Origin of the sequence: Streptomyces xanthochromogenes, from assembly GCF_014650455.1 — a bacterium.
In the GTDB taxonomy this organism is placed as follows: domain Bacteria; phylum Actinomycetota; class Actinomycetes; order Streptomycetales; family Streptomycetaceae; genus Streptomyces; species Streptomyces xanthochromogenes.
Window position 1 is genome coordinate 52,987 of record NZ_BMUZ01000023.1, and the last position, 26,451, is coordinate 79,437.

General features: G+C 69.7%; 26 protein-coding genes. 19 read left to right on the top strand and 7 right to left on the bottom strand.

Annotated features, from left to right (window positions below):
- Nucleotides 1–376 precede the first annotated feature (376 nt).
- The 7 genes from IE267_RS37815 to IE267_RS37845 all read left to right on the top strand — a co-directional run bounded on the left by IE267_RS37815 (nt 377) and on the right by IE267_RS37845 (nt 8,404).
- Nucleotides 377–1,225: an oxidoreductase gene (locus IE267_RS37815; protein ID WP_189766371.1), complete on the top strand. Its 849-nt coding sequence runs from the start codon at nt 377–379 to the stop codon at nt 1,223–1,225.
- Nucleotides 1,225–1,839 carry a TetR/AcrR family transcriptional regulator gene (locus IE267_RS37820; RefSeq protein WP_189766372.1) on the top strand — a complete coding sequence of 205 codons (615 nt, stop codon included), beginning with the start codon at nt 1,225–1,227 and terminating at the stop codon, nt 1,837–1,839. The genes IE267_RS37815 and IE267_RS37820 overlap by 1 nt, the downstream gene beginning before the upstream one ends.
- Nucleotides 1,840–3,124: 1,285 nt before the next feature.
- On the top strand, nt 3,125–4,741 hold the full coding sequence (locus IE267_RS37825) for a SulP family inorganic anion transporter (RefSeq protein WP_189766373.1): 1,617 nt from the start codon (nt 3,125–3,127) through the stop codon (nt 4,739–4,741).
- Between the two features lie 222 nt (nt 4,742–4,963).
- Complete coding sequence (locus IE267_RS37830; protein ID WP_167151047.1) at nt 4,964–5,116, top strand: hypothetical protein; 153 nt, start codon at nt 4,964–4,966, stop codon at nt 5,114–5,116.
- Between the two features lie 69 nt (nt 5,117–5,185).
- A complete protein-coding gene (locus IE267_RS37835; protein WP_189766374.1) occupies nt 5,186–6,427 on the top strand; it encodes a phenylacetate--CoA ligase family protein in 1,242 nt (413 codons plus the stop codon).
- 67 nt (nt 6,428–6,494) lie between these two features.
- Entirely contained in the window at nt 6,495–7,064 is a 570-nt protein-coding gene (locus IE267_RS37840; RefSeq protein WP_229861654.1) for a hypothetical protein, read from the top strand.
- Nucleotides 7,061–8,404, top strand: coding sequence for an MFS transporter (locus IE267_RS37845; RefSeq protein ID WP_189766375.1), 1,344 nt, complete (start codon nt 7,061–7,063; stop codon nt 8,402–8,404). The genes IE267_RS37840 and IE267_RS37845 overlap by 4 nt, the downstream gene beginning before the upstream one ends.
- Before the next feature lie 604 nt (nt 8,405–9,008).
- Here the strand turns inward: IE267_RS37845 and IE267_RS37850 are convergent.
- Nucleotides 9,009–11,039, bottom strand: coding sequence for a PAS domain S-box protein (locus IE267_RS37850; protein WP_229861655.1), 2,031 nt, complete (start codon nt 11,037–11,039; stop codon nt 9,009–9,011).
- Nucleotides 11,040–11,448: 409 nt separating this feature from the next.
- Here IE267_RS37850 and IE267_RS37855 point away from each other — a divergent pair, with 409 nt between their 5' ends.
- Nucleotides 11,449–11,757, top strand: coding sequence for a chaplin family protein (locus IE267_RS37855; protein ID WP_189766377.1), 309 nt, complete (start codon nt 11,449–11,451; stop codon nt 11,755–11,757).
- A gap of 85 nt (nt 11,758–11,842) precedes the next feature.
- Entirely contained in the window at nt 11,843–13,078 is a 1,236-nt protein-coding gene (locus IE267_RS37860; protein ID WP_189766378.1) for a tetratricopeptide repeat protein, read from the top strand.
- 202 nt (nt 13,079–13,280) lie between these two features.
- Here the strand turns inward: IE267_RS37860 and IE267_RS37865 are convergent, their stop codons facing one another.
- A complete protein-coding gene (locus IE267_RS37865) occupies nt 13,281–14,039 on the bottom strand; it encodes an SDR family NAD(P)-dependent oxidoreductase (protein ID WP_189766379.1) in 759 nt (252 codons plus the stop codon).
- A gap of 147 nt (nt 14,040–14,186) precedes the next feature.
- On the opposite strand from IE267_RS37865, the gene IE267_RS37870 reads away from it, so the two are divergent.
- The 4 genes from IE267_RS37870 to IE267_RS37885 all read left to right on the top strand — a co-directional run bounded on the left by IE267_RS37870 (nt 14,187) and on the right by IE267_RS37885 (nt 17,405).
- Nucleotides 14,187–14,822, top strand: coding sequence for a TetR/AcrR family transcriptional regulator (locus tag IE267_RS37870; protein WP_189766380.1), 636 nt, complete (start codon nt 14,187–14,189; stop codon nt 14,820–14,822).
- 246 nt (nt 14,823–15,068) lie between these two features.
- A complete protein-coding gene (locus tag IE267_RS37875; protein ID WP_189766381.1) occupies nt 15,069–15,413 on the top strand; it encodes a hypothetical protein in 345 nt (114 codons plus the stop codon).
- A gap of 156 nt (nt 15,414–15,569) precedes the next feature.
- Nucleotides 15,570–16,409, top strand: a complete 840-nt coding sequence (locus IE267_RS37880) for an alpha/beta fold hydrolase (RefSeq protein WP_189766382.1) — start codon at nt 15,570–15,572, stop codon at nt 16,407–16,409.
- 447 nt (nt 16,410–16,856) lie between these two features.
- A complete protein-coding gene (locus IE267_RS37885; RefSeq protein ID WP_189766383.1) occupies nt 16,857–17,405 on the top strand; it encodes a putative immunity protein in 549 nt (182 codons plus the stop codon).
- A 1,261-nt stretch (nt 17,406–18,666) separates the two neighbouring features.
- Here the strand turns inward: IE267_RS37885 and IE267_RS37890 are convergent.
- Nucleotides 18,667–19,317 carry a type III effector protein gene (locus IE267_RS37890; protein ID WP_167151089.1) on the bottom strand — a complete coding sequence of 217 codons (651 nt, stop codon included), beginning with the start codon at nt 19,315–19,317 and terminating at the stop codon, nt 18,667–18,669.
- Between the two features lie 127 nt (nt 19,318–19,444).
- Here IE267_RS37890 and IE267_RS37895 point away from each other — a divergent pair, with 127 nt between their 5' ends.
- The 3 genes from IE267_RS37895 to IE267_RS37905 all read left to right on the top strand — a co-directional run bounded on the left by IE267_RS37895 (nt 19,445) and on the right by IE267_RS37905 (nt 20,955).
- Complete coding sequence (locus tag IE267_RS37895) at nt 19,445–19,879, top strand: Hsp20/alpha crystallin family protein (protein ID WP_161245727.1); 435 nt, start codon at nt 19,445–19,447, stop codon at nt 19,877–19,879.
- Between the two features lie 126 nt (nt 19,880–20,005).
- A complete protein-coding gene (locus tag IE267_RS37900) occupies nt 20,006–20,401 on the top strand; it encodes a DUF2267 domain-containing protein (RefSeq protein WP_189766384.1) in 396 nt (131 codons plus the stop codon).
- A gap of 119 nt (nt 20,402–20,520) precedes the next feature.
- Nucleotides 20,521–20,955: a DUF2267 domain-containing protein gene (locus IE267_RS37905; RefSeq protein ID WP_167151093.1), complete on the top strand. Its 435-nt coding sequence runs from the start codon at nt 20,521–20,523 to the stop codon at nt 20,953–20,955.
- 137 nt (nt 20,956–21,092) lie between these two features.
- Here IE267_RS37905 and IE267_RS37910 read toward each other — a convergent pair whose 3' ends face one another.
- From IE267_RS37910 to IE267_RS37920, 3 genes are all read right to left on the bottom strand, one after another.
- Complete coding sequence (locus IE267_RS37910; RefSeq protein WP_189766385.1) at nt 21,093–21,458, bottom strand: alpha/beta fold hydrolase; 366 nt, start codon at nt 21,456–21,458, stop codon at nt 21,093–21,095.
- Between the two features lie 37 nt (nt 21,459–21,495).
- Nucleotides 21,496–21,999: an aldo/keto reductase gene (locus IE267_RS37915; protein WP_229861656.1), complete on the bottom strand. Its 504-nt coding sequence runs from the start codon at nt 21,997–21,999 to the stop codon at nt 21,496–21,498.
- 73 nt (nt 22,000–22,072) lie between these two features.
- A complete protein-coding gene (locus IE267_RS37920; protein WP_189766386.1) occupies nt 22,073–23,035 on the bottom strand; it encodes an alpha/beta hydrolase in 963 nt (320 codons plus the stop codon).
- Between the two features lie 131 nt (nt 23,036–23,166).
- Here IE267_RS37920 and IE267_RS37925 point away from each other — a divergent pair, with 131 nt between their 5' ends.
- The 3 genes from IE267_RS37925 (at nt 23,167) to IE267_RS37935 (ending at nt 25,733) form a co-directional block, all read left to right on the top strand.
- Entirely contained in the window at nt 23,167–23,820 is a 654-nt protein-coding gene (locus IE267_RS37925) for a TetR/AcrR family transcriptional regulator (RefSeq protein WP_167151108.1), read from the top strand.
- Between the two features lie 769 nt (nt 23,821–24,589).
- Nucleotides 24,590–24,754 (top strand): hypothetical protein, encoded by a 165-nt coding sequence (locus IE267_RS37930; RefSeq protein ID WP_189766387.1) that lies wholly within the window; start codon nt 24,590–24,592, stop codon nt 24,752–24,754.
- 325 nt (nt 24,755–25,079) lie between these two features.
- Nucleotides 25,080–25,733 (top strand): TMEM175 family protein, encoded by a 654-nt coding sequence (locus tag IE267_RS37935; protein WP_167151110.1) that lies wholly within the window; start codon nt 25,080–25,082, stop codon nt 25,731–25,733.
- A gap of 272 nt (nt 25,734–26,005) precedes the next feature.
- On the opposite strand, the gene IE267_RS37940 is transcribed toward IE267_RS37935, so the two are convergent.
- Nucleotides 26,006–26,254, bottom strand: coding sequence for a hypothetical protein (locus tag IE267_RS37940; RefSeq protein ID WP_167151112.1), 249 nt, complete (start codon nt 26,252–26,254; stop codon nt 26,006–26,008).
- Between the last annotated feature and the right edge of the window lie 197 nt (nt 26,255–26,451).

A 26,451-nucleotide genomic window follows, 5' to 3' on the forward strand; every position in this document is an offset into this window, starting at 1 on the left:
CGTCGGTCATCCGCCGTCCCCCCGCATCCGCCAGTCGAGTGCGCCGCGACCGTACCCGACGTACGACGGGACACGGCGCCGACGGACAGAACCACTCCTCGATGCCCGTCCGAGTGGATCCGCGTCATCCCCAGCCCCCGAATACTCGGTTCCGTTGCGCGCCCGCCTCCCCCGTCTTCGTTCGATCGTCTGGCGGCAGGCAAGTGGCAGCCGGCCGGTGGTCAAGCCCCGCATCTCCTCTCACGCCTCGCCGGATGCCCCACGGTGATCTCGATGAGGCCTAAGAGAATCGACGCAGCAACGATAAAAATCTACACTGTGTAGACTTTTGCCGAGGGAGCGACCCGGCTCCTGGCAAGGCCGCTCTGGAGGAACCATGGAGAACCGGAACTGGCTCATCACCGGCGTCAGCACGGGCCTGGGGCGCGCATTCGCGCACGCCGCCCTGGCCGCCGGGCACACCGTCGTCGGCACCGTACGGTCCGAGGAGGACCTGCGGGCCTTCGAGGAGCTCGCGCCCGGGCGTGCCCACGGCCGCATGCTGGACGTGACGGACGATGACGCCGTCTTCGGCACGATCGCGGAGGTCGAGCGGAACGTCGGACCTCTGGACGTCGTTGTCGCCAACGCCGGCTACGGCCTGGAGGGCACCTTCGAGGAAACCCCGCTGGCCGAGGTGCGCCGACAGTTCGAGGTGAACGTGTTCGGGGCAGTGGCCACCCTCCAGGCGGCGCTGCCCCACATGCGTCGCCGGCGCCGCGGGCACCTGATGGCTGTCACCTCCATGGGCGGACTCATGGCCGTGCCCGGCATGTCCGCCTACTGCGGCAGCAAGTTCGCCCTGGAGGGCATCCTGGAGGCGCTGGGCAAGGAAGTCGCGCGGTTCGGAATCCATGTGACGGCGATCGAGCCCGGCTCGTTCCGCACCGACTGGGCCGGACGGTCCATGACACGCGCCGCGCGGACCGTCGACGACTACGACGAGATGTTCACCCCCATCCGCGAAGCGCGACAGAAGGCCAGCGGGAACCAGTTGGGCAATCCCGCCAGGGCCGGAGACGCCCTCGTGCACATCACCTCGGTCGAGCAGCCGCCGTCCCACCTAGTCCTGGGCTCGGACGCCTTGCGGCTGGTCACCGCCGCACGCACGGCCGTGGACGAGGACATCCGCGCGTGGGAGGCGCTCTCCCGTACGACCGACTTCGCCGAGGGGGCTCAACTCTGATGCCCGGCCGCCCTTCCGCGCACGGCCGTCGCCCCACCGAACGCAAGGGGGATGTCCGGGAGCGGGCCATCCTCGACACCTGCGAGGCCCTGCTGGCGCACAAGGGCTACGACGCCATGACCGTCGGCGACGTGGCCCAGGGCGCCGGTATCACGCGTGGTGCCCTGTACTTCTACTTCGGCTCCAAGCAGGAAGTGGTCACGGCACTCGTGGCCCGGACCGTCGAGCATCTGTGGGAACGGTCCCGGGTCACCGCGCAGACCGAAGAGCCGCGTCCGGCGATCACGGCGGCCATGCAACGCACGGTCGAGCTGTGGAGTGCGCACGGTCTGGTCATGCGCACGGCGATCGACCTGTCGTTGACGGTGCCGGAGATCGGCGAGCTGTGGAACCACACGGCCGACCTGTTCATCGTGGCCATCACCGCCGTCCTGGAACGCGCCGGCGTCCAGGGCGGCACCGCACCGGATCAGGCCTCGGCGATGGCACGCGCCCTGTGCTGGATGATCGAGCGGACCTTCTACCACGCCTCACAGGAATCCCGCGAGAAGCTCCAGGAGGCGTCGGCGACATGCGAGTACATCTGGCGGACCAGCGCCCGCCTGATCCCCTGAGGCACGCGACTGCGCAGGTCGCCCGTTGTTCACCTTCCTCGTGCTCTACTCGCATGGACCGTGCGAGTGGTCCTACGCCGCCAGTCGCCCGGCACACAGAACTCCGGGCATCGACGACGGAGCCCCTCCATACATCGGACACCTCGACTCGCCGCCGCATCAACCGGGTTGCCCGTCGCCGCGATGAGGCTGGCGCTCACGACGGCAACCGCGCACGCCTCCACCGCCGCCTGTCCACAGTCCAATCCGCCGCTGCACGAACCGACTTGCCGGCCAGGCGCCTACAACCGGCACACAACACAGGCAATATCGGGCCCGCACTCTACGTCCCGGCTGGGCCGGCGCCGTCCGACCGCCGACTGGGCCACCACCCTGTTCCTCACCTGCACCGGCCAGGAACTCCGCATCGCCGACCGTCTCCCGGCAGCCTCGGCATGGTGGGGCCTCCATCACATCGACGCGAGCTCGTCCACAACGAGCTCCGGCGCAGACTCGTCGTCTCGGGGGTCGCGAGCGATGAGCGCACGGGATGAGCACGGCGGGCAGCCGTCTTTGCTCCTACGGTGTCCCCCAACTCTGCACATTCGCACAACTGCCTTAATCTGCAAGGCCCTTGACACCGCACGCCAGGTCCGGATGGCGTGATTTGCGGCTTCACTTTGGCAAGAATTCCGTCTGTCAAGAAACGGTAATGCACGGGCAAAGTAGTGAGGGTGGTCCGAGAGGGCCGCCCCCACCGGGCGCCCCGGAGCCCCTCCGTACAAACCGGGAACCTCTCCATCGAGCAGACCACACCGCGCCCGGACCCTATCGAGACGGGCGCAGGAGGCAGGCCGACATGACGTCACCCATCCCTCACGCCCGCCCCTTCGCGACGACCGGCATGGCCCACTTCCGGCACCCCGGCATATGTGGGCCCCTCGCCACGGCAGCCCAAAGACCGCTCCGCACAGGGCAGTTGACGTCCTCGCGGAGCCGGAGCGGTAGCCGTGAGCACGAAGGGCACGGCATATCGGCGAGGCAGGGCTCGGGTCACGAGTCCCGCCGGCCCAGCTGCCTCTGTCGCCGCTGACCCGCTGACCCCACCCGGTCCACGTCGGGCGACTCCTCAGGAAACCGGTGAGCCGCCATGCCGTCACGCCCAGGACTCCCGTCCGGTGCACACGCCGGGCACGGGCTCCCGTCGCCACGCCCGGCGCGCACCCGGGTACTCCGCCCAGGCCCGGCCACCGGGCCCCGCACCCTTCCCACCGGCCCGCCCCAGAGCAGAGGAACACCAACGTCCATGTCTCTTCCGCGCTCCTATCTGCAATCCACGTTCGGAGGCCTGCGCCGGCCTCACGTACTCCGTCAGGATCTGCTCGCCTCCCTGGTCGTGTTCCTCGTGGCCCTGCCACTCTGCGTCGGCGTCGCCGTGGCGTCCGGTGTCCCCGCCGAACTGGGGCTGGTCACCGGCATCGTCGGCGGTCTTGTGGTGGGGTTCCTGCCCGGCAGTTCACTGCAGGTGAGCGGTCCGGCCGCCGGACTGACGGTCCTGGTGTTCGAGGCGGTTCAGGAGTTCGGCCTCGGCATGCTCGGTGCGATCGTGCTGCTCGCCGGCACTCTCCAGATCGGGCTGGGCCTGCTGCGCTGCGGGCGCTGGTTCCGGGCCATCTCGGGCTCCGTGGTCCAGGGCATGCTTGCGGGCATCGGACTGGTGCTGATCTTCGGGCAGCTCTACACCATGGCCGGCGCCCAGCAGCCGAGATCGGGCCTGGGCAAGCTCCTCGGGGTGCCGGGCCTGGTCGTGGACGCCGTGCGCTCCCCCGGCATGGCGACCGGAGCGGCCATCGGCCTCGGAACCATCGCTGTCCTCGTCCTGTGGCCCAGGGTTCCCGCGCGGCTTCGCGTGGTACCCGCGCCGCTGGCCGCCGTAGCCCTCGCGACCGGGGTGACCGCCGCACTCGGGGCGGACGTGGCCCATGTGACGGTTCGGGGTCTGACCGAGGCCATCCGGCCGCCCGGTCTCGACGACTTGGCGGCCCTGGGAGGAGTCGCCGCGCTCGGGACAGCCATCGCCTTCACCCTCATTGCCTCGGCCGAGTCCCTGTTCAGCGCGGCGGCCGTCGACCGGATGCACAACGGGCCGCGCACGCACTACGACAAGGAACTGGTTGCGCAGGGGGTCGGCAACAGCCTGTGCGGCCTGCTCGGTGCGCTCCCCATGACCGCCGTCATCGTCCGCAGTTCGGCCAATGTCGCCGCGGGGGCCACCACTTCGCTCTCGCGGATCCTGCACGGCGCGTGGCTGTTGCTGTTCACGGCGCTGCTGCCCGTTGCGATCGGCGCCATTCCGCTCGCCGCACTGGCGGGTGTGCTGGTGCACGCAGGCTGCAAGCTGGTCCCGGTCCGGCAGATCGGCCCGCTGCTACGACGTGACCGGGGCGAAGCGCTGATCCTCGGCGCGACGGCGGTGGCGATCGTGACCACGAATCTGTTCGAGGGCGTGATTTTGGGCGTGGTGCTCGCGGTCGCCAAGTCGGCCTGGGACACCTCGCACATCCACGTCGACGTCCGCGAGAAGGACAGCGGGCACCTGGTGGTGGCCATGTCCGGCACGGCGACGTTCCTCCGGCTTCCGCGCGTGCTGGAAACCCTGGAGGCACTGCCGAAGGACCGCCCGATCGAACTGGATCTGTCAGGCGTCTCCCACCTCGACCTCGCCTGCCAGACCGCCCTGGAGGGCTGGGCACTGCAGCACAACCAGGCGGGTTGCGAACCGGTGCGGCTGACCTCGGGCGGCACCGCGGTGCCGGCACCCCGGCCCCGGAACGCCGGCCTTCCCGGCACCGCGGGCAGACCGGTCACGGACGCCGTACCGGAATCCCTCGGAGCCACAGGACCCGACACCGGGAGGGGCTAGGACCGCCCCACTCCGGGCTCGCCCGCGAGGGGTCCGTACGTGGACTCCCCGCGGCCCACTGTGGCCTGCCCGCCCGGGGAACGACCGTCGCCCCGCACATTCACGCCATTGGCCTTGACCACTCCTTGACTGCCAGTTGGCGTTCTCTTTACTGTCGCTGGGCGGGCTGACGGGCATCCGTCCGTCACCCGTCGACCAGGTTCCGCCACTGAGGAGGTCCTCATGGACAAGCTCATCCAGCAGATGACCCAGGACACCGTCTGGGCCAAGTGGGTCGCCGCCAATTCGTCGCAGGGCCTCAAGGACGGCTGCATCAGCGCCACGGCCAAACAAGGCTGCATCAGCGCTTCGGGCAAGACCGGTTGCATTTCCTGACGCACGGCCCGACAGCGGGTGCCGCGGCCGGTGTCCCCGGCTGCGGCACCCGCCACAACGGAGGTTCGCATGAGTCCGATGCCCAGCCCCCATGTCGTGGACCGCGTTCGGAACATACCGCTCTATCGCGAGAGCGTCGCCCGGGGCGACTTCCCGATCCTGGAGAAGGCTCAGATCGCGCAGGGCTTCCCCGACAACTGGATGACACCCGCGCTCGCCGGCGCGCTCGCGACGGGCGAAGCCGAGTACGTCTTGTCCACCGGCACCAACCACGCCCGGATGCAGCTGATCCGGCCGCCGCTGTTCCTTCTGCGCTCCTACTACCGGCTCTGGAGCGAACACCCCGACCTCCGCGCCACCTGGGAAGCGGACGGCAAGCGCATCTCCCTCACCACCGTGCTCGCCACCGAGCACGTCGCCCGCGTCAACGCGAAGAACCCGGCGGCCACCCCCGGCGCACGCTGGCTCGACGACCGCACGCTCTATCTCAACCGCGTCCACGACCCGGCCCACTGGGACCGGCCGGAGGTATGCAGGATGCTCGCGGAGATCCGGGAGATCGCCGATGCCCACCCGTCCGGCACCTACCACCTGGACTGCTCGGGTCCCCATCTCGCCCATCTGGTAAGGAAGTTGGATGCCTGGGACCTGTGGGACGACTTCCCGCTGCCCGGCAGCATCGTCCACGCCTACGAATACACCCCGCTCAATGTCCGCGCCCTGCTGCGCGACCGCTTCGACTGCCCCGTCGTGGACCTCTTCGGCAGCACCGAGCTCGGCTACCTCTACTCAAGCGACCCGCGCACCGGCCGCTACCGACCGCACCTGCGGGACATGAGCGTCGAACTCGTTCCCGTCGCCCCCGGCAGCGGCATCCACAGTCTCATCGTCACCAGTCTGCGCAACCCCTTCATGCCGCTGGTCCGCTACCGGTCCGGCGACTGCGTGCGCACGGCCGACGACTCCACCGATCCCGGACTCATCACCGCCTTCTGCGGCCGGGAGAAGGAGCTCCTCGACACCCCGCAGGGTCCTGTCGCCCAGGCCGATCTCGACGCTCACGTCACGGCGGTCAGCGACCGAGTCCTCATCTTCCGGGTCGTCGAGGCACCCGCATCCGCGGGCGACGTGCAGGGCCGGACCACGCTCGAATACGTGACGTTCGACGACGAGCCGCTGGACGCCGCCCGGTCCCGGCGCCTCGCCGAGACCGTCCAGGACCTGCTCGGCAGGGAATGCGCGCCGGTCCATCGCACCCATGTCCCGATCGGCCGCTCGGGGAAGTACGCCTGGCTGGAACGCTCCCGCTGACACCGGCCGCCCCTCCCCCACGAAGCCCCGCTCCGCCGGTCCCGCCGGACCTCTCAGGAGGCAGCCCGTGAGCACGCCCACGCCCCGCACGACCCATGCCCCGTCCCCATCCACACCGAGCGCCCGCGATCTCCTGGGCAGCGCACTGTACGAGGAAGCCGTCGGGTACGCCGTCGCGCGGACCGGATGCGAGCCCGGCCTGGCCCAGAGCCAGGTGCGCGAGTGCCTGCGCTACCTCTACCTGGTCTCCCGCCACCGCGACCGGCTCGCGGGCCTGTTCCTTCCCGTTGAGCAGGACATCGACGAGATCTGGCACTTCCTGATCCTCCAGACCCAGGAGTACCGGAGGCTGTGCGAACAGCGCCTGCCCGGCGGGCAGTTCATCCACCACCGCAGCATCGCCTACGCCGCCTACCAGGAACGGCACGCCCTCGACCGGGGGCGCGAAAGGTCCGCGGAGGAGGCACTGCGGTGGATCCCGCTGTACACCGCGGCCTTCGGCCCCTTCGACGCGGACGCCATGCCGCACTGGACCGTCGTCCGCTTCCTGCACGAGCAGTTGGGCATGAGCCTCGCGGAGATCTCCACCCTGGCATCGCAGCCGCCCGGCCTGCGTCAACCCGAGCCGGCCGCATGACCGTCCTCACGGGGCCGTACGACGAGGGGCCCGCCGCGCCCTGGGTCCGACGCCGCCTCATGCGGGTGCTCGTGGCCTCACAGATCCTCGGTGGAGCCGGAACGGCCGCCGGCATCACCGTGGGTGCCCTGCTCGTGCGAGACCTGATCGGCTCCACCGGTCCGGCCGGTCTGCCCGTCGCCCTGTTCACCGCGGGTGCAGCGCTCGGCGCCCTGGCAACCGGCCGCGTCTCGCAACGGTGGGGGCGCCGCCCCGGCCTCGCCGCCGGACACGGGACGGCCGCGCTGGGCAGCGTCGGTGTGGTGGCCGGAGCCGGGACCCGCGCCACCCCGCTCCTGCTGGCCGCCCTGTTCGTCTACGGGGCAGGCAGCGTCACCACGCTCCTCGCCCGTTACGCGGGCAGTGACCTGGCTCCGCCGCACGAGCAGGGACGGGCGGCGGGCAGGGTGTTGCTGGCCACCACGTTCGGCGCCGTCGCGGCACCAGTCATGATCGGCCCCACCGGGACACTGGCGCGCCTGCTCGGACTGCCGGACCTGACCGGCCCCTTCGTCCTGGCGGCCGGCGCCTACGCGGCTGCCGCACTCGTCGTAGCCCTCCGGCTGCGCCCCGACCCGCTGTTCCTCGCGCGGGCTGCGCAGACGGGCATACCGGCACACGAGGCGCCGGAACTCCGGCCGAGCTCTCCCCGCCGGACGGCCGTCGCCGCCGGCTCCGCAGTCATGATCAGCGGACAGCTCGTCATGATCGCCACCATGACCATGACCCCGATCCATCTGACCCACCACGGACACCACACCCAGGCCGTGGGCATCGTGATCGGGCTCCACATCGGCGCCATGTTCCTGCCCTCACCCCTGACGGGCCGCCTCGTCGACCGCGTCGGAAGCCGTCCCGTCGCGGCGGCCTCGGGCGGTGTCCTGCTCGCCGCGGGTCTGCTCGCCGCCACCGTCCCGCCCGGCGGCACCGCCCTGCCGGCCCTAGCGCTCGTGGTGCTCGGCATCGGCTGGAACATGGCCCTCGTCAGCGGCACGACCATGGTCACCGAAGCGACCGCACCCGAAACGCGGGCCTCCACCCAGGGCCTCGTCGACGTGGGGATGTCGATCGCCGGAGCGACCGGCGGCGTGGCCTCCGGCCTCGTCGTCTCCGCGACGAGTTACCCGTTCCTCGCCACGGTCGGGGGCGTGCTCGCGCTGGCCGTCATCGCGCCGACCGCACTTCTCGCCCACCGGTACGACTCCGCACAACACGACGGGAAGGAGCTCCCCGGCAAACCGGACCCAGGGTGCAGCGGCCTGCTCCGTACGACCGAAGGCAACGGCGACGGCCGGCACTGATCTGCCCCCTCCCGGAGCCCGGTCCTTCAGCAGCGCCGTCGCGCCCCGGGGCCGCACCCTCCTGCCCGGGCCCGCCCTCGACACCGCCGTGACCGGCGCGGGCCACTGCGGGCCGTACCGACTCCTCCGACCGCGTCAACTAGGCCTGGGGGCAGTGGTGTTCGAGGAACAAGGCTCGGAACAAGGCGCGGACATCGCGACAGCGACGTCCCCACCGCTCTCGTGACCGACCCCGACCGGCGACGCCACGGGTCCGACTTCAGCCTGCCACGCACCCCGCCTGGCACTGTACGGGCTCCTCCCCGACCCCCTCCCTCCCGGCACAGCCCCGCTTCTCAGCGCTCACCGAGCGCACCGTCTGAACACCCGCACCGGCAGAGGCGAGGGGGCGCTGTCCGGCATGCCGGACGAAACGACGGGCCCGGCCCCTGCGCGCCGTACGGCCAGAGCACTCCGATGCGCTCTGCTCCGAGGAGCTCGCCCCGCAAGGCGTGAGTGGAGAACTGGATCGCCGCGAACCCGATCGAAGCAGGTCCTGGTCCCGTTTCCCTGGCTCCAGGCCCGACACGACTCCTCCCGCGGGCGCGGAACACCATGCCTCGTATCAAGCAGAGCGCTCGGGCCAATCGTCGCCTGCGTCGCCGTCGGATCGGCGCACGGTAGCGGACGGAAGTGTCGGACGGAGGCGGCTGTCCGGGCCGCGGTCACAGGCGGCATGGCCTGCTCGGCACGTCACCGCCGGTCCCGGTCCGTCTCCTCCGTCCTGTCGGTCGGGATCGGGAAGGGGCAGCGCGAACCATACGGCTTTGCCCTCCTGCGTGGGCAAAGTCCCCCAGGACGCGGCCAGTTGGTCGAGCAGGGCCAGCCCGCGCCCCGACTCCTCGTCGAGCTCCGCGGTCCTGGCCTGGGGCAGTACGGGGCTGCCGTCGCAGACCTCGATGTTGAGCTCGTCCTCGGCACGACGCAGCCGCAGCCGCAGCGGGTCGCAGGCATGGCGGACCGAGTTGGAAAGCAGTTCGGAGGCGAGCAGGCACGCGGTGTCGATCAAGTCCTCGCAGTCCCAGTCCTGCAAAGTACGACGCAGGAAGCGGCGCCCCTCCCCCACGCTGATCGGTTGCGCCGGCAGATCGGCGGATACGGCGGTCAGCGGCGCCGGAGGGATGCGGGCGAGCAGCAGGGTCACGTCGTCGGCGTAGTCCTGAGGGTCGGGCAGGAGGGCGCCGAGCACGGAGTCCGCCGCCCGCTCCAGGCAGGGCGTGTCGGCGATGGCCTTCTCCAGTGCGATGGAGAGGGCATCGATCTGCGCTTCGATGTCACTGGTGGGGGTCTCCACCAGTCCGTCGGTGTAGAGCGCCAGCACCGAGGTCGGCGGTACTGTCAGCCGCGTCTCCTGGTGCGGAACCTCGCCGACTCCCAGGGGCACACTGACGGGCACGGGGAGTCTGCGCACCTGCCCGGTGGGATCGACGAGCAGCACCGGCAGGTGACCGGCGGAGCACACGGTCAGGGCGCTCTCGTCCGGATCGAGGATCAGGTAGCAGCAGGTGACGAGCTGGTCGGGGAGCTCGCTGACGACCGCGTCGAGAGCCCGCATCAGCTGCCAGGGCGGCATACCGGTCTTGGCCAGGGCGTGGGAGGCCGAGCGCAGTTGTCCCATGACGGCCGCTGCCTCCAGGCCGCGGCCCATGACATCGCCCATCAGCACCCCGACGCGACCGCCACCGAGAGCGATCAGATCGAACCAGTCACCGCCGACCCCCAGGCCCTGCCGTGCGGGGAAGTAGCGGCTGGAGGTGTCGATGCCGGAGAGGGGCGCCGGTGATCCCATCAGGCTGCGTTGCAGCGTCAGCGCCACGTGGCGCTGCTGTTCGTAGAGTTCGGCGAGCTGGGCCTCCGCCTTCTTGCGCTCGCTGACGTCGCGGATGGCGGCGGACACCAGGGTGCCGTCCGGGGTCTCCAGGGGGCTGAGGCTGATCTCGACCGGGAACTCGACCCCGTCCCGGCGCAGCCCGTACAGATCCAGGCCCGCCCCCATCGGGCGCACGCGCCGGTTGTCGACATAGCCGTGCCGGTACGAGGGGTGATGGTGGTGGAACCGCTGCGGGACCAGGACTTCGACCTGGCGTCCGAGCAGTTCCTCCCGCTGATAGCCGAACAGGGCCTCGGTCTGCGCGTTGACGAGCTGGATGGTGCCGGCGTCGTCCACGATCACGATGGCGTCCGGAGCGGCTTCAAGGAGAGCACGGAACCGCGCCTCGGCCGCCTTGCGCTCGCTGACATCACGCACCGCGGCGGAGATCAGCAACCCGTCGGGGGTTTGTAGCGGACTGATGCTGATCTCGACGGGGAACTCGGCCCCGTCGCGCCGCAATCCGTACAGTTCGAGGTCGGCGCCCATGGGCCGGACCTGCTGGTTGGCGGAATAACCCATGCGGTGGCCCGGATGGTGGGCCCGGAACCGTTGCGGGACGAGTACCTCGATCGGACGCCCGAGCAGTTCGTCCCGGGGGTAGCCGAACAAGGTCTCCGTCTGGGCGTTGACCAGCCGGATCACGCCGGCGTCGTCCACGATCACCATCGCGTCGGGAGCGGCCTCCAGCAGGGCGCGGAACGGCTCCTGGGTCACGGAGATCATGCGGAATGGTGCTGTGTCATTGCCCGGTTCCATGGCGCATTTCAGCATTGTTCCCGGCCTGCGCGAGGGGCTTGTCGCGAATTCTCCGCTTCTGAAGCATTCGGTGCTTCGAATGAGGCCGTAATCGCCGGAGGCCCGGGCGGGGACACGCGGGGATCGTCCAGCCTCGTGAGCGGGCCGACCGGCCCTCCCCCTGCTGTGTTCGCGTCCGCGTTCGGAACACTGGTTGGACGCCCGGGTGGTGCGGCCCGGTACAGGGAGCACACGCGGCAGCTGCCGTACGAGGGCCCCGGTGGTATCCGCGTGTCATATGCGGGGCCTTCTCGTTGTCCGTGTGCGGCCCGGGTTCGTCGAGCCGCAGCGGGCTGTACACACACCGGTATGCGGTGCCGGATGGAGGAGGAGCGCGATGAACGTGGAGCCACGGAGTGCGGGCGGTGCGGTGAGGCGTGCGGGTGCGCGGGCCGCGGTGGTGGGCGCGGCGGCAGGGGCGGCACTGCTTCCGGCCGGCGCCGCCCACGCGAGCGTGATCGGGGTCGGGAACGCGGTCTTCGGCAACACCTGCACCAGCCAGGGCGCCGTGCGGACAGCGGGATCCACCGTGACCGGGAGCGGAGTGGCGAGCGGCAATCAGACCGGCCTGCCGCTGGATCTGCCACGCAATCACTGCGGCAACAGCGGCATCGTCTGCACAGCCGTGTTCCGCTCCAGCGTGTGAACGAGCCGGCGAGCACGCGATGAAGGACCTCACAGGGGGAAACGGGACAGCGACGGTCGTCGAACCGAGTTCGACGGACAGGCCGGTGGCGAAACGGGCCGTGGAGGCTCTGCTGTCGCTGAACGGGCAGGTACTGCCGCTGCTGCGCCAGTGGGTCGGCTCGAACGAGGACTGCGGTGTGGCGCGGGCGTTGCTGGCGCTGGCAACCGGAGACCGCTGGGACGATGGCGTACTGAAGGAACAGCTGTCGATCGCGCATCGGGACGCCCTGGCCGCCGGGGAGCGGGAGGCGAGTCTGGTGTACGGGATCTTCCTCCACACCCACCGGCAGTACCGACTGACCGCCGATCACCTGGTGGAGCACTTCGCCCGCTGGCCCGCAGATGAGCAGGCCGGGCTGATGCTGGGCGCGTTCTCCGCCTGCGGCGATGCCACGTACCGGGCACACTGCGATGCCCTGACCCAGGAACAGGCGGCGGTGGCCGGCCCGGACAACTGGCCCTGGCAGAGCTGGCTGGCCGCGACCATGGCCGAGCAGGGCCGGGTGCGCGAGGCGTACGAACAGGCAGACCGCGCACTGGACTTGTATCCCCGCTCCGGTGTGGCCGCTCACGCCCGCGCCCACGCCGAGCACGAGCTCGGAAACGGTCGCGCCTCGGCCGACTTCCTCGACCAGTGGCTGCTCGCGGATCCGCAGGCGGTGCAGTCGCGGCACCTGAACTGGCATGCCGCGCTGCAATCCATCGCCTGCGGTGATTTCGCGGACGCGCGTCGGCGGGCGGATGCGGCACTGGCGCGTACGGATGTGGGCATGCGCGCCGCGACGAACTGGCGACTGCTCCTGGCGGGACAGACCCCAGCCGGGCAGAGCGACTCGGCTCACGTACGGGAACTGCTTGCCGCACCGGGCGGGATGGCGGAGATCTTCCACACCTTCAACCTGGCCCTGGCCCTGGCGGTGGAGGCCGACACCGACGACCTGCGCGTCTTGGCCCGCCGGGCCGCCGCGGACGAACGCCCCGACTACCGCGAGGTCCTCGCCCCCGTGGTCGAGGCGCTGGCGGAGATCACCGCAGGCCGCCCCGGTGCCGCAGTGGACCTGCTCGCCGGTCTGGGCGAACACGCGGAGCGGATCGGCGGAGTACGGGTCGAACGCGAAATCATTCAGGACACCCTCGCCCGCGCCCTCGTCGACGCGGGAGAACACGAGCGCGCCGCCAGCCTGCTGCACCACCGCACCACCACCCGCCACCACACCTACGAGGACCTTCTCCTGGCCACACGCACTCCGGCCGCCACGGCCGGCGCCCATCGAGCGTGACCACTCGGGCAACACGGCGTCCGCCTTCCTCACGTTCGAGGAGCACCACCGGTCAGTACGGCGTCCCCTTTTCGCACGCTCAGGGAACACCACCGGGCAGCACGGCGTCCGCCTTCACTGCGCTCAAGGAGCGCTGCCAGAACGTCAATGTCCTGGGCGCGACCCGCGACCCGCGACCGGCTCGCCGGGACGCTCAGAGCGCTCAGAGCAGGAAGCCGCCGGAGACCTCGATGCGCTGGCCCGTCATCCAGCGCAGGTCCTCCGATGCCAGCGTGGCGATGGCGTCGCCGATCTCCTCGGGTTCGCCGACACGGCCGAGCGCGGTCTGCCCGGCCAGGCCCTGGCGCATACCGACGTCATCCCGCATGGCACCGCCGTTGAAGTCGGTGGCGGTCGGCCCCGGGGCAATGGAGTTGACCAGGATGCCCCGGGAGCCAAGCTCTGCGGCCAGAGTGCGGCTCAGGGCCTCGACGGCGGCCTTCGAGGCGGAGTAGACCGACGTCGAGGGGCTGGTGTGGCGAGTCAACGACGACGAGACGTTGATGACCCGGGCGCCCTGCGCCAGCAACGGCACCAGCGACTGGATGAGGAAGAACGTGCCCCGCACGTTCGTGCCGAACACCGTGTCGAAGTCGTCGGCCGTGACAGCTTCCAGCGGGCCGAAAACGCCAACCCCCGCGTTGTTGACCACTATGTCGAGCCGCGAGGCCCCCCAGCGCTCAAGCAGTGCGCTCAGCTCGGAAGTGAAGGCTCCGAAAGAGGAGATGTCACTGATATCGAGACGCACGAGAGCGGCAGTCCCACCCGCGGCGCGCACCTGTCGCGCAGTCTCCTCGACCCCAGGCACATCACCACGATGAGTCACGATGACCCGCACCCCGCGCGCCGCCAGCGCGAGAGCCGTACTCCTGCCCAGACCGCGGTTCGCACCTGTCACCAAAGCGATCCTGTCGGCTGTCATCAGCTGCTCCCTCATCGCACGGCACCAGAGACGAGTCGGGCACCGCCATCAAAGGCGAGTCGGTCGACTCGCCTTTCCATTGCAGCGTAGGCATGCGAAAAGAGGCGAGTCAAGTGACTCGCCTCGGATCTGGGGCATACTGCACCCATGGCAGCAGAGCTCTCCGCACACCACCGCCGTCTCGCCCAGCAGAAGCGTGAGGCGATCATCTCCGCAGCCACGGACCTCTTCCTGAACCACGGCTACGACGGAACCTCCCTCGCCCGCATCGCCGAAGGGGCGGCCGTTTCGAAGTCCACCCTGTTCAAGCAGTTCCCCACCAAAGCAGCCCTCTTCGAAGCCATCGTCACCGAGTCCTGGCAGCGTGACACCGCGGACACCGTCGCTCGGCCTCAGGCAGGAGACCCGCGCTCCGGCCTGACCTCCATCGGCCACCGCTACGCCGACCTGATCGGCCGGCCCGGCATGACGGCCCTGTTCCGCATCGTCATCGCCGAGTTGCCCCGCTTCCCCGAACTGGGACAGATACAGTTCCGGCTCGGCAAGCTGCCCTACTTCACCTCGGTCCAGCACTACCTGGAGTCGGAGCACGAGGCCGGCCACGCCGACGTCCCGGACGCCGAGAGTGCCGCCAACCAGTTCCTCGGGATGATCGCCAACTACGTCCTGTGGCCCCGCATGCTGCTGACCGACTGGAACCCATCGGCCTCCGACATCCGCTACGCCGTCGAGCAGGCGGTGGAGACCACGCTCGCCCGCTACGCCTCCGATCGACCAGCCTGATCCAATGGCTGGGACCCGTACGACGCCGCCCGGCACCGGAGGGGATTCGTCGAGGTGGGGCCGGTGTCCATGGCTGCTCCTGGCTCTGCGCCCGTCCTGCGCGAGAGGCGGTGCGCTCGACGAGGGCGCCGTTGCGCCATGGGGCGTTGACGCCGCGCAGCGCGGTGGCTCCCCGGCGGGGTCGCCGTCGAAGAGGAACTCCGGCCGAGAGGTGCCCTCAACGGCGGGATCTACGGCTGCACCGCCTTGGACGCGGCACTGCAGGACCCGATGGCCGCCCAGGTCCGGATGCTCGGCACCCCGCAAGGCGCACAGGCGGACGAGGATTCCTACTCCGGCTGCGACGACGACGACCGCTTCGCGTACTTCGGCCAGGGGTACGCCGATCCCGCCCGCCGAGCGGACGTCGTCGCCTACTACAGGGCGACCGCCGCCCGCAGCGGCTGGTTGCCGGCGCCGCCCGAGCCGGACGAGCCCCGGAACGAGGCCAACCACCTCTGCCTGCTCTCCCCCGACGGCGACCATGGCAAAGCCACCCTCTACACCTGCGAGGACATTCCCGCCGAACGCTGGAACATCGTCACCCCCTGAACGCAGCAGTGCCACTTGAAGCTTGTACGACAGACAGCAGGCCCGGTCACCCATCAAATGCGTTACGGTGCCGCGTAGTTGAGCCCCGCTCAGCAAATCGGGCGCCTCCGCGTCCGGCACGGCCGGCACATCGTCACGAGCATAGGAGTGGCCTTCATGCCCGATGTGGAGCTCTCGGCCGGCACCCTCGACTACCAGGACACCGGCGGTGACGGCCCGGTCGTCGTCCTGCTGCACGGCGTCGCCATGGACGGTTCGCTCTGGCGCCACGTCGTCGCAGGACTCCGGGACGACTTCCGCTGCGTCGTCCCCACCCTCCCGCTCGGCGGCCACCGTCGGCCGATGCACCCGGGCGCCGACCTTTCGATCCTCGGGGTCGCCCGGCTGGTGGACGAGTTCCTCGAACGGCTGGGCCTGAGCGACGTCACGCTGGTGCTGAACGACTGGGGCGGCGCGCAGAGCCTTGTCGCCTACGGCCGTGAGGCTCGCGTCGGCCGGCTGGTCATCACCTCCTGCGAGGCGTTCGACAACTACCCGCCCGGCCTGCCCGGCGGCAACCTGGTCGCCTCAGCCCGGCTGCCGGGCGGCCTGGCCCTGGCCTTCAACCTGCTTCGCCTCAGGCCGCTGCGCCGGCTCCCGGTGGCCTGGGGATGGATGACCAAGCGGCCGGTGCCGCCCGAGATCATGGACACTTGGCTCCGGCCCCTGATCAGCTCCGCGGCAGTACGCCGCGATCTGCGCAAATACCTCCTCAGCACCCCGCCGAAAGCCGAGCTCCTCGCCTGGTCCGAAGCGCTCCGCACCTTCGACCGCCCCGCCCTTGTCGTCTGGGCCGCCGAGGACCGCGTGATGCCTCCGGCTCACGGCCGCCGACTGGCCGAGCTGCTGCCTCGGGCCGAGTTCGTCGAGATTCCCGACAGCTACACCCTCATCCCTGAAGACCAGCCCGCCCTTCTCACCAACCACCTGCGGAACTTCCTCGACGACCAGCGGTAAACCTTCACCATGGAGACGCCGATCGTTGTGAGCCTTTGCCGCTAGGCACCGTTTCCCGGTTCACGTGCGGAGTCAGATGATGAGGGCCTGCTGTCGAGGCCGGTGGACCGTCTGCCTCGGGAGCCACGGCTCTTGCGGTGTTTGTGCTGTCGGCCAGTCCCCCACTCCGGCCGGCACCAGCCGAACTGCTTCTCAAAACAGCTCTTCGGCGCCGGACAAGAGACCCGGCATGTCGTCTCTGGTACGAACGCCAACCAGCCAGCGCCCAGAACTGCACGGCAGGACAGAGCTCCAAACAGCTCTATCGCAAATCCGGGCCGCGTCCCACGCTCATGCTGCCGAGGAATGATTTGCAAGATCCGGTCTGCTCGGAGCCTGTGGCGTGGGACCGACTTGGAGCAGCCCCCTACTGCCTCACCGTCCTGCGCAATGGTCGAGGATGGAGTCATGACAGGGGAAGTCAAAGAGATCGCTCTGAGTAGGCAGGATCTCCGTGAGGTCACCGCGTTCGCCGCAGCGTGCGCGGAGCTGGTGCTCGAGGTATTCGAGGCCGATCAGCCGGACAACTCGCGGCCTCGAGAGGCCATCGGCGCCGCGTGGGAGTTCGTTCGAGGCGGTGAGCGGGGGAAGGCTCTGCGCGATAGAGCGTGGGCGGCACTCAAGGCAGCCCAGAGCGCGGACACTGCGGCTGCGCGCGAGGCGGCTCGGGCAGCGATGTCTGCGGCAGGCGCCGCCTACCTGCATCCGCTGGCCAAGGCCACCCAGGTCAAGCACATCCTCGGAGCCGGCGCTCATGCGGCCAGAGCGGTTGAACTCGTCACCGACGACGATCGGAGCGTTGGTGCCGCACATATTGAGCAGACTCTTCATCGTGCGACACCGGCCGTCGTTGCGGTACTCAAACGCTTCCCGGCGGCGCCGGGTGGTGGCGGCCGGGTCGGCGAGTTGACCCGCATGCTGGACACCGGCCTTCGTTCACTCGTCTTCGCAGAGTGACATTGAACGTTCAGATGCTGCGGCCCCACCTCCGCCAGCGGTTGCCTTGGAGATTTCTCAGGACGAGCAGGCGGCGCACAGGAGCTGGGCGGCGATGTTCAGCACCGACCCAGGGTCGATGACGATGTCTACAGAGACATCACACGAATCGTCGGGGAACTCGCGACAGGGAGAATCCGCAGTGCCCTGTTGGTGGCATTCGGAGCGGCAACCGCGGTCGTGATGGCGATCGGCCCCGTCAGACGAAGACTGCCGCGCCGTGGGCCAGCGCTCCGGGACGGGCAGTCGGCCTGCACCCCGAGAGCCAGGACCCCGCCCAGTTGCCCAGTCAGGTTTTCCGGAGCTACAGCGCCCGCAACCTGAGCAGCCGGCACAACTGGCACCGAATTCTCAACTACCAGAGGGCGGCACCCACGCCGCACTGCGCGACGGCTACAGACGCCACAACGGGACCGGCAACTGCCACGGCGGCATGGCGCCGCAGAACGGATCGTGGGCCAACTTCACACCGGTCGACTCGGTCGTGTTCTACCCACCGCCCGTGAACCAGCGGGCTGCTCTCGCGTAACAAGTAACTCAACGTCCCGTCACACGCGTTCACACCCAGTACTGGCGTCGCATAGCCAGGGCCCGCCCTACCCCGCCCCACAGCTCCGGCATCGTCGAAAACCACGTCAACAGCATCTCTGGCCTTCAACTCAATCGCCCAATACACGAGCCGGCCGCGTTCGCCGTCATCGATGTATGGGCGCAGCCGCCGCTCTGCTGTCACCGGAGACCGATGCATCGGCGGCGTCGACGATGGTGACGAGCAGGGCGGAGTCCCAGGGCATGCGGCTCGACTTTGTTTGCTGGCGAGAGCGTCCGGCTGGTTGGCGGCGGCCTACAACTGCACTCCACAGCGAGCTCTTGGAAGGGCGGCTCCAGATCCGGTCCCCGCCGTTGCGCTGAACGCCGATCACGATAGAGGGCCGCAACAAGCTGGTCATCCCAAGTCCACCGTGCGCCACGCGGGTTGTGGACGAGACCATAGCGCGCCTCCGCGGGGCCGTGACGGGCTGAGCCCTGTGGCGCCGGCCGGTGTCTCTCCATCACAAGGGCCGCCGCGCCGATCGGGCCCTGCCGCCGGCCCGGCCCAGGGCCCCACCCGCCAGGCCCAGACAGTCAGCGCGCGAGCAGCCCTCCTACCGTGAGCGTGGGGCCGGAACTGCCGACATCACACTTGTGCCTGCGGCCCGGGTGCCTCCCTGCGGCCCCTGATTCAGCGTGGTCCATTGCCCGCCTGGCGCAATTGCTCGGCGTGGTTGGTGATGGTGGTGACGCGTGCCGCGAGGTCGGGGTGGTCGGCTTCGAGGTGTATGCGGGTGTCGGCGAGCGGGGCGATGAGGCGGGCGGCGTCGTTGTCGCCGAGGGTGTCGGTGAGGCTGGCCAGCGATGTACGGGCGTGTGCGGGGAGGTCGGTGAGTGCGGTGATCTGGCCGGCGAGCTGACGGAGTTCGCCGGCGTTGGCCCGGGCCCAGGTGGTGATGGTGCGGTCTGCTGCGCGTCGGTCGCGGGTGGCCTGGACACGCTGTTCACCGGTCTCGCCGGGGGCGCCGGGCCGCACGCGGAGGTAGCGCCGCTCGGCGGCCTGGCGGCTGGCGACGCCCAGCGGGCCGGCGAGGTCGGCCCAGCTGGAGCCCGCCGCTCGGGCCGCTTCGATGAGACCCGGCTCCCATCCGGCGAGCTGGTCGCGCAGTTCCCGCAACAGGAGCAGCGCGGCCAGCGCCTGCTCTGCGCTGGCCCGTCCGTCCTCGGCCGGCGCCTCGCCTTGCGACGTCTGGGCGGTGTGCACGGCGTCGTTGATCGCGTCGAGCGCTGCCTGCGCTGCGAAGAACGAGGTGGGGTCGCGGGGCTCCGGGGAGACGCTCACGAGGACTCCTTTCGGTCGTCACTGTTTGGATGACATCGGAACTTGTCATCGTTTCGATGACATGTTACAACGGTGGCAGACACAGCGCATTGGCAGTTACTGCCAGACCGATGGAGGTGTTTTCGCGATGTTGATGCGCACCGACCCGTTCCGCGAACTCGACCGTCTCGCCCAGCAGCTCACGGGCACGACCGGTACGTGGTCCAGGCCCTCGGCGATGCCGATGGACGCCTACCGCGAGGGCGAGGAGTACGTGATCGCCCTCGACCTGCCGGGTGTCGCGAAGGACGCGATCGATATCGATGTCGAGCGGAACATGCTCACCGTCAGGGCCGAGCGCCGCCCCGCCGTGAAGGCGGACGAGGTGCAGATGGAGCTCTCCGAGCGGCCCCTGGGCATCTTCTCCCGCCAGCTGGTGCTCGCCGACACCCTGGACACCGAGCGCATCACCGCCGACTACGAGGCCGGAGTGCTGACGCTGCGGATCCCGATCGCCGAGCGTGCCAAGCCCCGCAAGATCGCCATCGGCGGACAGCCCGATCGCCAGCAGATCAGCGGCTGACATCCGGCTCTACGGCCGACGAATTCGCACAGGCTGCGGGGGACGGGGTGTCGCCTCTCGGTTCCCTGTCCCCCCTCACCCCCTCCACAGCCTGTCCCCCGCACCACCATGCACAGAGGGGAAGTGATGGCCATGCGTACGGAGACGTTCATCGCCCAGGTGCAGGAGCGCGGCGAATACTCCACACCGCTGGAAGCCGAGCGTGCCGCGCGTACGGTCCTGGCGCTGCTGGGCGCGCACCTGGTGGGTGAGGTCCGGGCAGAGTTGGCTGCCCGGCTCCCCGAGAGCTTCGCCCTGATCCTCCTCAACCCGCTGCGGGCCACTGAGCCACTCCCGCCGGAGCGGTTCCTGCGCGCGACAGCAGCATGGATCGAGGGAGCCACCGAGCAGACCGCGGCCTCAGATGTCAGGGCCGTCCTGAGCGTGGCCGCCGACGCGGCAGGCGAGGACCTGACGAATCGCGTCATGTTGCAGCTCCCCCCGGGGTACGACCTCCTCTTCGGCCGCCCCCAGCACCCGTAGAACCGCAATCACGCATCCTGCCCCCACGTCCATCCGCAAGACGGGCTGCCGTCCCCCGGCCCGTCCGCGGCCCTACGCCCCTGCACCAGAAAGCCACGAGGCAGAAAGGTAGAACCCCGATGTACTCACTGCGTGAACCCGTCACGGCCCGGCCTGGCATGACGTTTCACCAGATGACCGAAAGGGTCCGCTACGAAGGCGCCTACCCCACCCGCGAACAGGCAGAAGACGTCACCCGAACCGTACTGGCCGCTCTCGGCCGCCAGCTCACCGGCGACGAACGCGTCGAGCTCGCCGCCCGCCTCCCCGTCGAAGCCGCCGTCGACCTCACCGCCCAGATCCCCGACGCACACCCCCTCACCGGATGGGGCTTCGTCAAGGACATCGCCACCCGCACCGGTGCCACCCCCGCAACCACCCGCTGGGACACCGGAACCGTCCTCAGCGTCGTCGGACATCTCGCCGGCCCCGACCTCCTCGACCGCATCCTCACCCAACTCCCCTCCGGATACGCCCTCCTGTTCGGCCGTGCCGAACTCACCCAAGCCGCATAGTCACCCCCGAAGGCCCGCCGGAAGACAGCGCGAGAAGTCAGAACCGTCAAGACGAACAATGAACGGGCTCCGGCGACGAGCGCCGGAACCCCGGAACGACTGCCCGGAGATCGCATCAGGTCTCGCGGGCGCGGGGTTCAGCGTCGCTCCCCCGGGAGACGGCGTATGAAGTCCAGTAGCAGGGTGCAGAACACAGAGGGCTGTTCCAGCGGGGCAAGGTGGCCTGCGGCCGGGATGACCACGGGCCGGCCCGCGTCGAGATCGCGGGCCAGTGCCTCGCCGCCCTCGAAGAAGTCGGGCATGTCGTGTTCACCGCCTCCCACCAAGGCGGGAACGGACAGTGTGCGCAGCGCTGTTGCACCTTCGCCGAGCGGGTCCGCCGCCAGTGACGGTTCGCCGTGGGCCAGTTGTTCGGTGAACTGGTCGCGGAGCATGCGGGCCGCGTGAGCACGCACTTCGGCGGTCGCACCGGCCGAGGTCCAGGCCTCCACGCCGACTGACACCGCTGCGTCCAGATCGCCGGCGGCGAGCGCCGTCCTTTCAGCGTCCCAGGCGGCTTGCAGACGCGGGGGAGGCCGGCTGGTCGTGGGGCCGGTACCCAATGAGCACCAGCCCCTCGACCCGCTCCGGTGCCGTGACCGCGGTCTGGAGCGCTACCAAGGCGCCGAGGGAGTTCCCGGCCAGGACGAAGCGGTCGGCCAAGGCGCCGACAGACTCCTCGACGGGGACGGCGGGGTCGACGCGGGCGAGGTAATAGAGGTCGAGGTGATCGGTGCGCAGCCGACGCAACGACGCTTCGCAGACACGCCGCAGCTCGTTGGGTGAGCCGGCGGGCATCAGGCCCTCGGCGGTGCGGCGGACTCCGGTTTTGGTGGCCAGGATGGCGCGGTCCCGGTGTGGTGCGAGGGTCCGGCCGATGAGTTCCTCGTTCGGCCCTTCGCCGTAGAAGTCGCCGGTGTCGAACATGGTGATGCCCGAATCGAGGGCCTCGCGCACAGTGGCCGCGGCCTCATGCGGGTCAATGGGGCCGTAGGTTCCGGTCATGCTCATGCAGCCTAGGCCGAGTCGGGAGACCGCTGGGCCGTCGGGTCCAAGGGTGGGATGCATCGTTCCTCCGTCACTTCGACAGGGTCGCGCGGAGGAACCCGAGGATCTCCGCCCGGGCGGCCGCGGCTTGTGGTTCCACGCCGGGCAGGGTGAGGAACGCGTGTCGCGCCCCCGGGTATTCGGTGAGTTGCACGGAGGTCCCGGCTGCCTGGAGTCGCTCGGCGTAGCTGCGGCCGTGGTCGGCGAGCGCGTCCCGGGTGGGCACCACCACAAGTGCCGGGGCGAGTCCGCTCAGGTCGTCCTCGTACAGCGGTGAGACTGCGCGGGTGTCGGCTCCCGGCGGGACGGCGAGCCGTTGAATGAGCCGCAGTTGCGGCAGGGCCCGGGTCGGGTTGTGCGCGTACTCGGCGATCGAGGGGTAGTCGAGCATCGTCCCGGTCACGTCGACTGCGGGGTTGACCAGTACCTGCGCGTTGAGCTCCAGGCAGGACTCCCTGGCTCGGATGGCCGCCAGCGCGCTGATGAGCGCGCCGCAGCTCTCACCGAAGACGGCCGCACGCGTCGGATCGACGCCCCACTTCGCTGCGTGCCGCACCACGTGCTGGAGCACGTCCCAAGCGTCGTCGACGGCGCTCGCGAGCGGGCTGTCCGGGCCGAGGAGGCGGTGCTCGACCGAGACGACGAGGGCGGGCAGCCCCGTGGCGAGGTGGCTGTTGGTCCAGTCGCACTGCGCTGCCGTGCCCACGAAGCCGCCGCCGTGGACATGGACCACGAGTGGCAGGTCGGTTCGGGTTGCGGCTTCGTCGTCTCCCGTCGGGGCCGGCCGGTAGACGCGGACCGGTAAGTCGCGGCCGGGGAGCGGTACCTCCTGCCAGACGATCGCGGCGCCGGCGTCCGGCTCTCCGAGGATCGCCCGCGCCGCGGTGGAGGCCCGGAAGCGGTTCTCGGCGTCGCGGTAGGCAATCAGTTGATCGGCCGTGATCGCTGAGAAGTCCGGCTCAGGCGGCCGCGTCGCGATAGTGGTCTCGCTCATGGCTCCTTCTCCCTTCCCGGCCGGATGCCGGGTCTGTCATTGCCATCGGGCGGTGAGTTGCCCTCATTATGCACGCAGTGCGTGCATCAGCAAGTGCATAGGTTAGGCTGGGTCTGGACGAGAGGGGCGAGATGACTGGCCGAAGGCGATGGTCGACCGAGGAGATCCTGGACACGGCGGCGGAACTGCTGCGCACGAGCGACGCCGAATCGTTCAGCGTGCGCAAACTCGCCGCAGCGCTCGGGACCGACTCCTCCAGCCTCTACCGGCACTTCCGCAACAAGACCGAACTGCTGCGCGCGGTTGCCGACCGCATCCTGCTGGCCGCCATGGACGGCTACCGCCCCGAGGGCGACTGGAAACAGCGCGTCACCGCCCTGGCCCTGCGCCTGCGCGAGGCATTCGGCGAGCAACCCCAACTCGCCGCGGTGTGGGGACGCTACGCGTCCGGCGGCACCGGATCCCGGTTGGTCATGGAGGAGCTTCTGCAGGCCCTGCGCGCGTCCGGCCTGCCCGACGATGAGATCCCGGTGCGATACCACCGCATCGTGATCCTTCTTGCCGCTCTGATCGCCTCCGAGGCCGGTATCAGCACCATCACGCCACAGGAGTACGAACAGGGCATGGAACAGTTCCGCGTCGCGGTGCTCGGCGCCGACCCCGAACACTTCCCCGCCCTGGCCTACTTCGCCCGCGACATCCGCCCGCTCGGAGCAGACCGTCGCAATGCATTCGAGGAAATCCTCGCCGCGCAACTCGCCGACATCGAGGCCCAGATCCCCTGACGTGCCGGATCACGAGTGCGATGCGGTCGGGCCGCGCCGCTGCCGCATGCCCGGTGTCGGGGGTCGGAGGCTGGAGGCAGAACAGCGGCCGAGGAAGTTGATGTGGACGTACCGGGGAGCCGGACGGCCGGTCAGAGCGAGCCTGCCAGCTGCACATCGACTCGGCAGTGGGGATGGGCACTCCCGCCGCGGCTGCGGCCAATTCGGGGTGGGAGCCCATGTCCAGTCCGAGCCGGCCGTAGGCATGCACATGGGTCCAGAACAGCTGGGACAGGGCCCACCGGTGGGCGTCGACGAGTCGCTTCTCCTCGCTCGGGATGTCCTGGAGGAGCACGCCGGCTTGGGCCGTCGCGATGAGCCTGGGAGTTGAGGACAAGGTACGCGTTCCGCCGTTCGAGGCGGCGTGGGCGAGGACCCTGCGGGGCTGCGGCCGGCTCGACTGGCTTCGCAAGCTGCGCCGCGGCCGCCCGGACGTGCGGGCGGCCGGTCGCCAACGGTTACGTACATGCCCCTGGCCACTGCCGCTCCTCCGGGCCGCCTGCAGCACAACCCGGGCCAGGTCGACACCGGATGCCCACCGCCGCTCGTGCCTGCCCCCAGGTGGTGTAGCCGAGGTCCAAGTGCCCGAGGCCCAGCAGTCGCTTCGCCAGCTGCTGGAGCGGTCCGCCTACGCTCGTACACTGCAAGCCCTCCTGGGCCCGGGCCACGAGCTCGTTCAGGAGCCGGTCATCCATGCCCGCCGACGCGGCCCCGGCCGGCGTCGTTGCTCATGGGCGTCGGTGCAGGCGGCCTCGCGGTCGAGGGCGTCGCCGTCGAGAGTGTCGAACGCAGCCGCCAGCATCTGCTCGCCCGTCCGTCCAGCCGCCGCCGCGCCGGCGCCGTCTCCTGGAGCTGCTCCAGGGTGGTGACGAGGACGGGCACCGCCTGGCCGTAGTCGAGGGCGGTGATCCCCCGGCGGTAGGAGTCGTACCGGCGCGGCGGCCAGCCTCCTCCAGAACCTTCACGGTGTTGTCGGCCTTCGCCTCGATGGTGTCCGCGAACACGAACGCCAACGGAGGCAGGCCCTCCTAGGCCGAGCGGAAGCACGCGGGCGCTCCACCCAGGGCCTGACATCACTCGGGCGCACGCCGCGCGCCAGGTTGCAGCGGATGCGATGTGGCCTCCACACGCCAGAGCAGAATGCCGACGGGACCAGATTTCCTACGTCCGCGTACCCGGCCACCTCCAAAGGCAGCACGCATAGCCCTACTGTCGTCGGTATGACCGAGCCAGTGAAACCGGCCCACCTTCACACGAGGGAGCCGGGCGCGGCACGCCTGATCGCCCTGTCCGACGGCATCTACGCCATCGCGATGACCCTGCTCGTCATCAACGTCGCCATCCCCGCCCACCTGGACGACGCCGCATTCCACAAGGCCCTGGCCGAGGCCCTTCCCAAAGTCGGCGCCTTCGTCCTCAGCTTCGCTCTCCTTGCCGGACTCTGGCGTGACCACCGTCGGATCCTCACCGCACTGCCCACCGAGACGGTCACAGTAACGCGCCTGGTCCTGCTGGGTCTTGGCCTCGTCGCCCTGCTGCCGTTCCCCACGGCGCTCCTGGCCCAGTACGCCTCCCAGCCCGAAACCGTCGCCCTCTATGCGGGTGCCATGGCCGCGATCCATGCGGTACACGCGATCCTGCTTCTGCTCACACAGCGCCAAGTGCATCCTTCACCGGCATCGGCCGCCGCCGTGGCCCGCCATCGCTTCACCGCCCAGCTCGGCGCCAGCGTCCTGATCCTCGGGCTCTCCATCCCTCTGGCCTTCATCAATACGGCAGCGGCCATGTGGTTCTGGCTCACACTCATTCCCGCCCATTACGTCGTCGCCCACCCCATCCGAAAGTCAGCAGACCGCAACCGAGGTCCGCGGTAAGGAACGCGGCGACCTCGTCCGCATCTGTGCGCCCCGCGGGCAAATCACCAGGCCGGTCAACTGGCGGCCGTCGGCAGATCCGGGCACGCACGCCACCGCGACACAATCTTGAGAGACCTACGTTGCGGCACGCCTCGGCGTACGTCTGCCGACCTCGCAACCTGCGGGTCGGTCATGTCGACAACCGTGCCTTCAGCGTGGCATCCGGCACTGACACACACCCGTACGCCAGGCAGGTGTGAGCCCGCTGTCGCGGTTTCAACGCGCAGAGGTCAGTGCACGAGTGCGGAGATGCCCATCGCCAGGTTGAAGAGGCATCCGAAGGCGAAGACGCCGGCCACGCCGATCCAGATACGGCCCTGGACCCGCTGGGAGCGCCGGGGCGGGGGCGGAACAACCAACGCGTTGGCCACCCGCACCGTCTCGTACTGGTTGGCCGAGCGGCCGCCTGCTCGAAGCTTGGCCCGTCCGATCCAGAAGAAGAGCGCCGTCCCGGCCAGGGTGATGGCAACATTCTGCAAGTAAACGCTGGGCGCTCTCTCGACGATAGCCGCGATGTAGGAGTGCACGGATTCCTCAGCTGACGGACTTGTGATGACCGCGTGATCACCTCACGATGGCGCAGTTCATGTCAAACAGGTTCCTAGGCGCTGTTTCTCGGATCATGTGCGGAGCCAGATGATGAGGGCTGCGAGGGTGACGGTGCCGAGGTAGATGT

What these genes read in the sequence shown, in the direction of transcription:
- IE267_RS37815 (WP_189766371.1), top strand. Translation starts at nt 377, where the DNA reads ATGGAGAACCGGAACTGGCTCATCACCGGCGTCAGCACGGGCCTGGGG.
- IE267_RS37820 (WP_189766372.1), top strand. Translation starts at nt 1,225, where the DNA reads ATGCCCGGCCGCCCTTCCGCGCACGGCCGTCGCCCCACCGAACGCAAG.
- IE267_RS37825 (WP_189766373.1), top strand. Translation starts at nt 3,125, where the DNA reads ATGTCTCTTCCGCGCTCCTATCTGCAATCCACGTTCGGAGGCCTGCGC.
- IE267_RS37830 (WP_167151047.1), top strand. Translation starts at nt 4,964, where the DNA reads ATGGACAAGCTCATCCAGCAGATGACCCAGGACACCGTCTGGGCCAAG.
- IE267_RS37835 (WP_189766374.1), top strand. Translation starts at nt 5,186, where the DNA reads ATGAGTCCGATGCCCAGCCCCCATGTCGTGGACCGCGTTCGGAACATA.
- IE267_RS37845 (WP_189766375.1), top strand. Translation starts at nt 7,061, where the DNA reads ATGACCGTCCTCACGGGGCCGTACGACGAGGGGCCCGCCGCGCCCTGG.
- IE267_RS37850 (WP_229861655.1), bottom strand. Translation starts at nt 11,039, where the DNA reads ATGATCTCCGTGACCCAGGAGCCGTTCCGCGCCCTGCTGGAGGCCGCT.
- IE267_RS37855 (WP_189766377.1), top strand. Translation starts at nt 11,449, where the DNA reads ATGAACGTGGAGCCACGGAGTGCGGGCGGTGCGGTGAGGCGTGCGGGT.
- IE267_RS37865 (WP_189766379.1), bottom strand. Translation starts at nt 14,039, where the DNA reads ATGACAGCCGACAGGATCGCTTTGGTGACAGGTGCGAACCGCGGTCTG.
- IE267_RS37870 (WP_189766380.1), top strand. Translation starts at nt 14,187, where the DNA reads ATGGCAGCAGAGCTCTCCGCACACCACCGCCGTCTCGCCCAGCAGAAG.
- IE267_RS37880 (WP_189766382.1), top strand. Translation starts at nt 15,570, where the DNA reads ATGCCCGATGTGGAGCTCTCGGCCGGCACCCTCGACTACCAGGACACC.
- IE267_RS37885 (WP_189766383.1), top strand. Translation starts at nt 16,857, where the DNA reads ATGACAGGGGAAGTCAAAGAGATCGCTCTGAGTAGGCAGGATCTCCGT.
- IE267_RS37895 (WP_161245727.1), top strand. Translation starts at nt 19,445, where the DNA reads ATGTTGATGCGCACCGACCCGTTCCGCGAACTCGACCGTCTCGCCCAG.
- IE267_RS37900 (WP_189766384.1), top strand. Translation starts at nt 20,006, where the DNA reads ATGGCCATGCGTACGGAGACGTTCATCGCCCAGGTGCAGGAGCGCGGC.
- IE267_RS37905 (WP_167151093.1), top strand. Translation starts at nt 20,521, where the DNA reads ATGTACTCACTGCGTGAACCCGTCACGGCCCGGCCTGGCATGACGTTT.
- IE267_RS37915 (WP_229861656.1), bottom strand. Translation starts at nt 21,999, where the DNA reads ATGACCGGAACCTACGGCCCCATTGACCCGCATGAGGCCGCGGCCACT.
- IE267_RS37920 (WP_189766386.1), bottom strand. Translation starts at nt 23,035, where the DNA reads ATGAGCGAGACCACTATCGCGACGCGGCCGCCTGAGCCGGACTTCTCA.
- IE267_RS37925 (WP_167151108.1), top strand. Translation starts at nt 23,167, where the DNA reads ATGACTGGCCGAAGGCGATGGTCGACCGAGGAGATCCTGGACACGGCG.
- IE267_RS37930 (WP_189766387.1), top strand. Translation starts at nt 24,590, where the DNA reads ATGGGCGTCGGTGCAGGCGGCCTCGCGGTCGAGGGCGTCGCCGTCGAG.
- IE267_RS37935 (WP_167151110.1), top strand. Translation starts at nt 25,080, where the DNA reads ATGACCGAGCCAGTGAAACCGGCCCACCTTCACACGAGGGAGCCGGGC.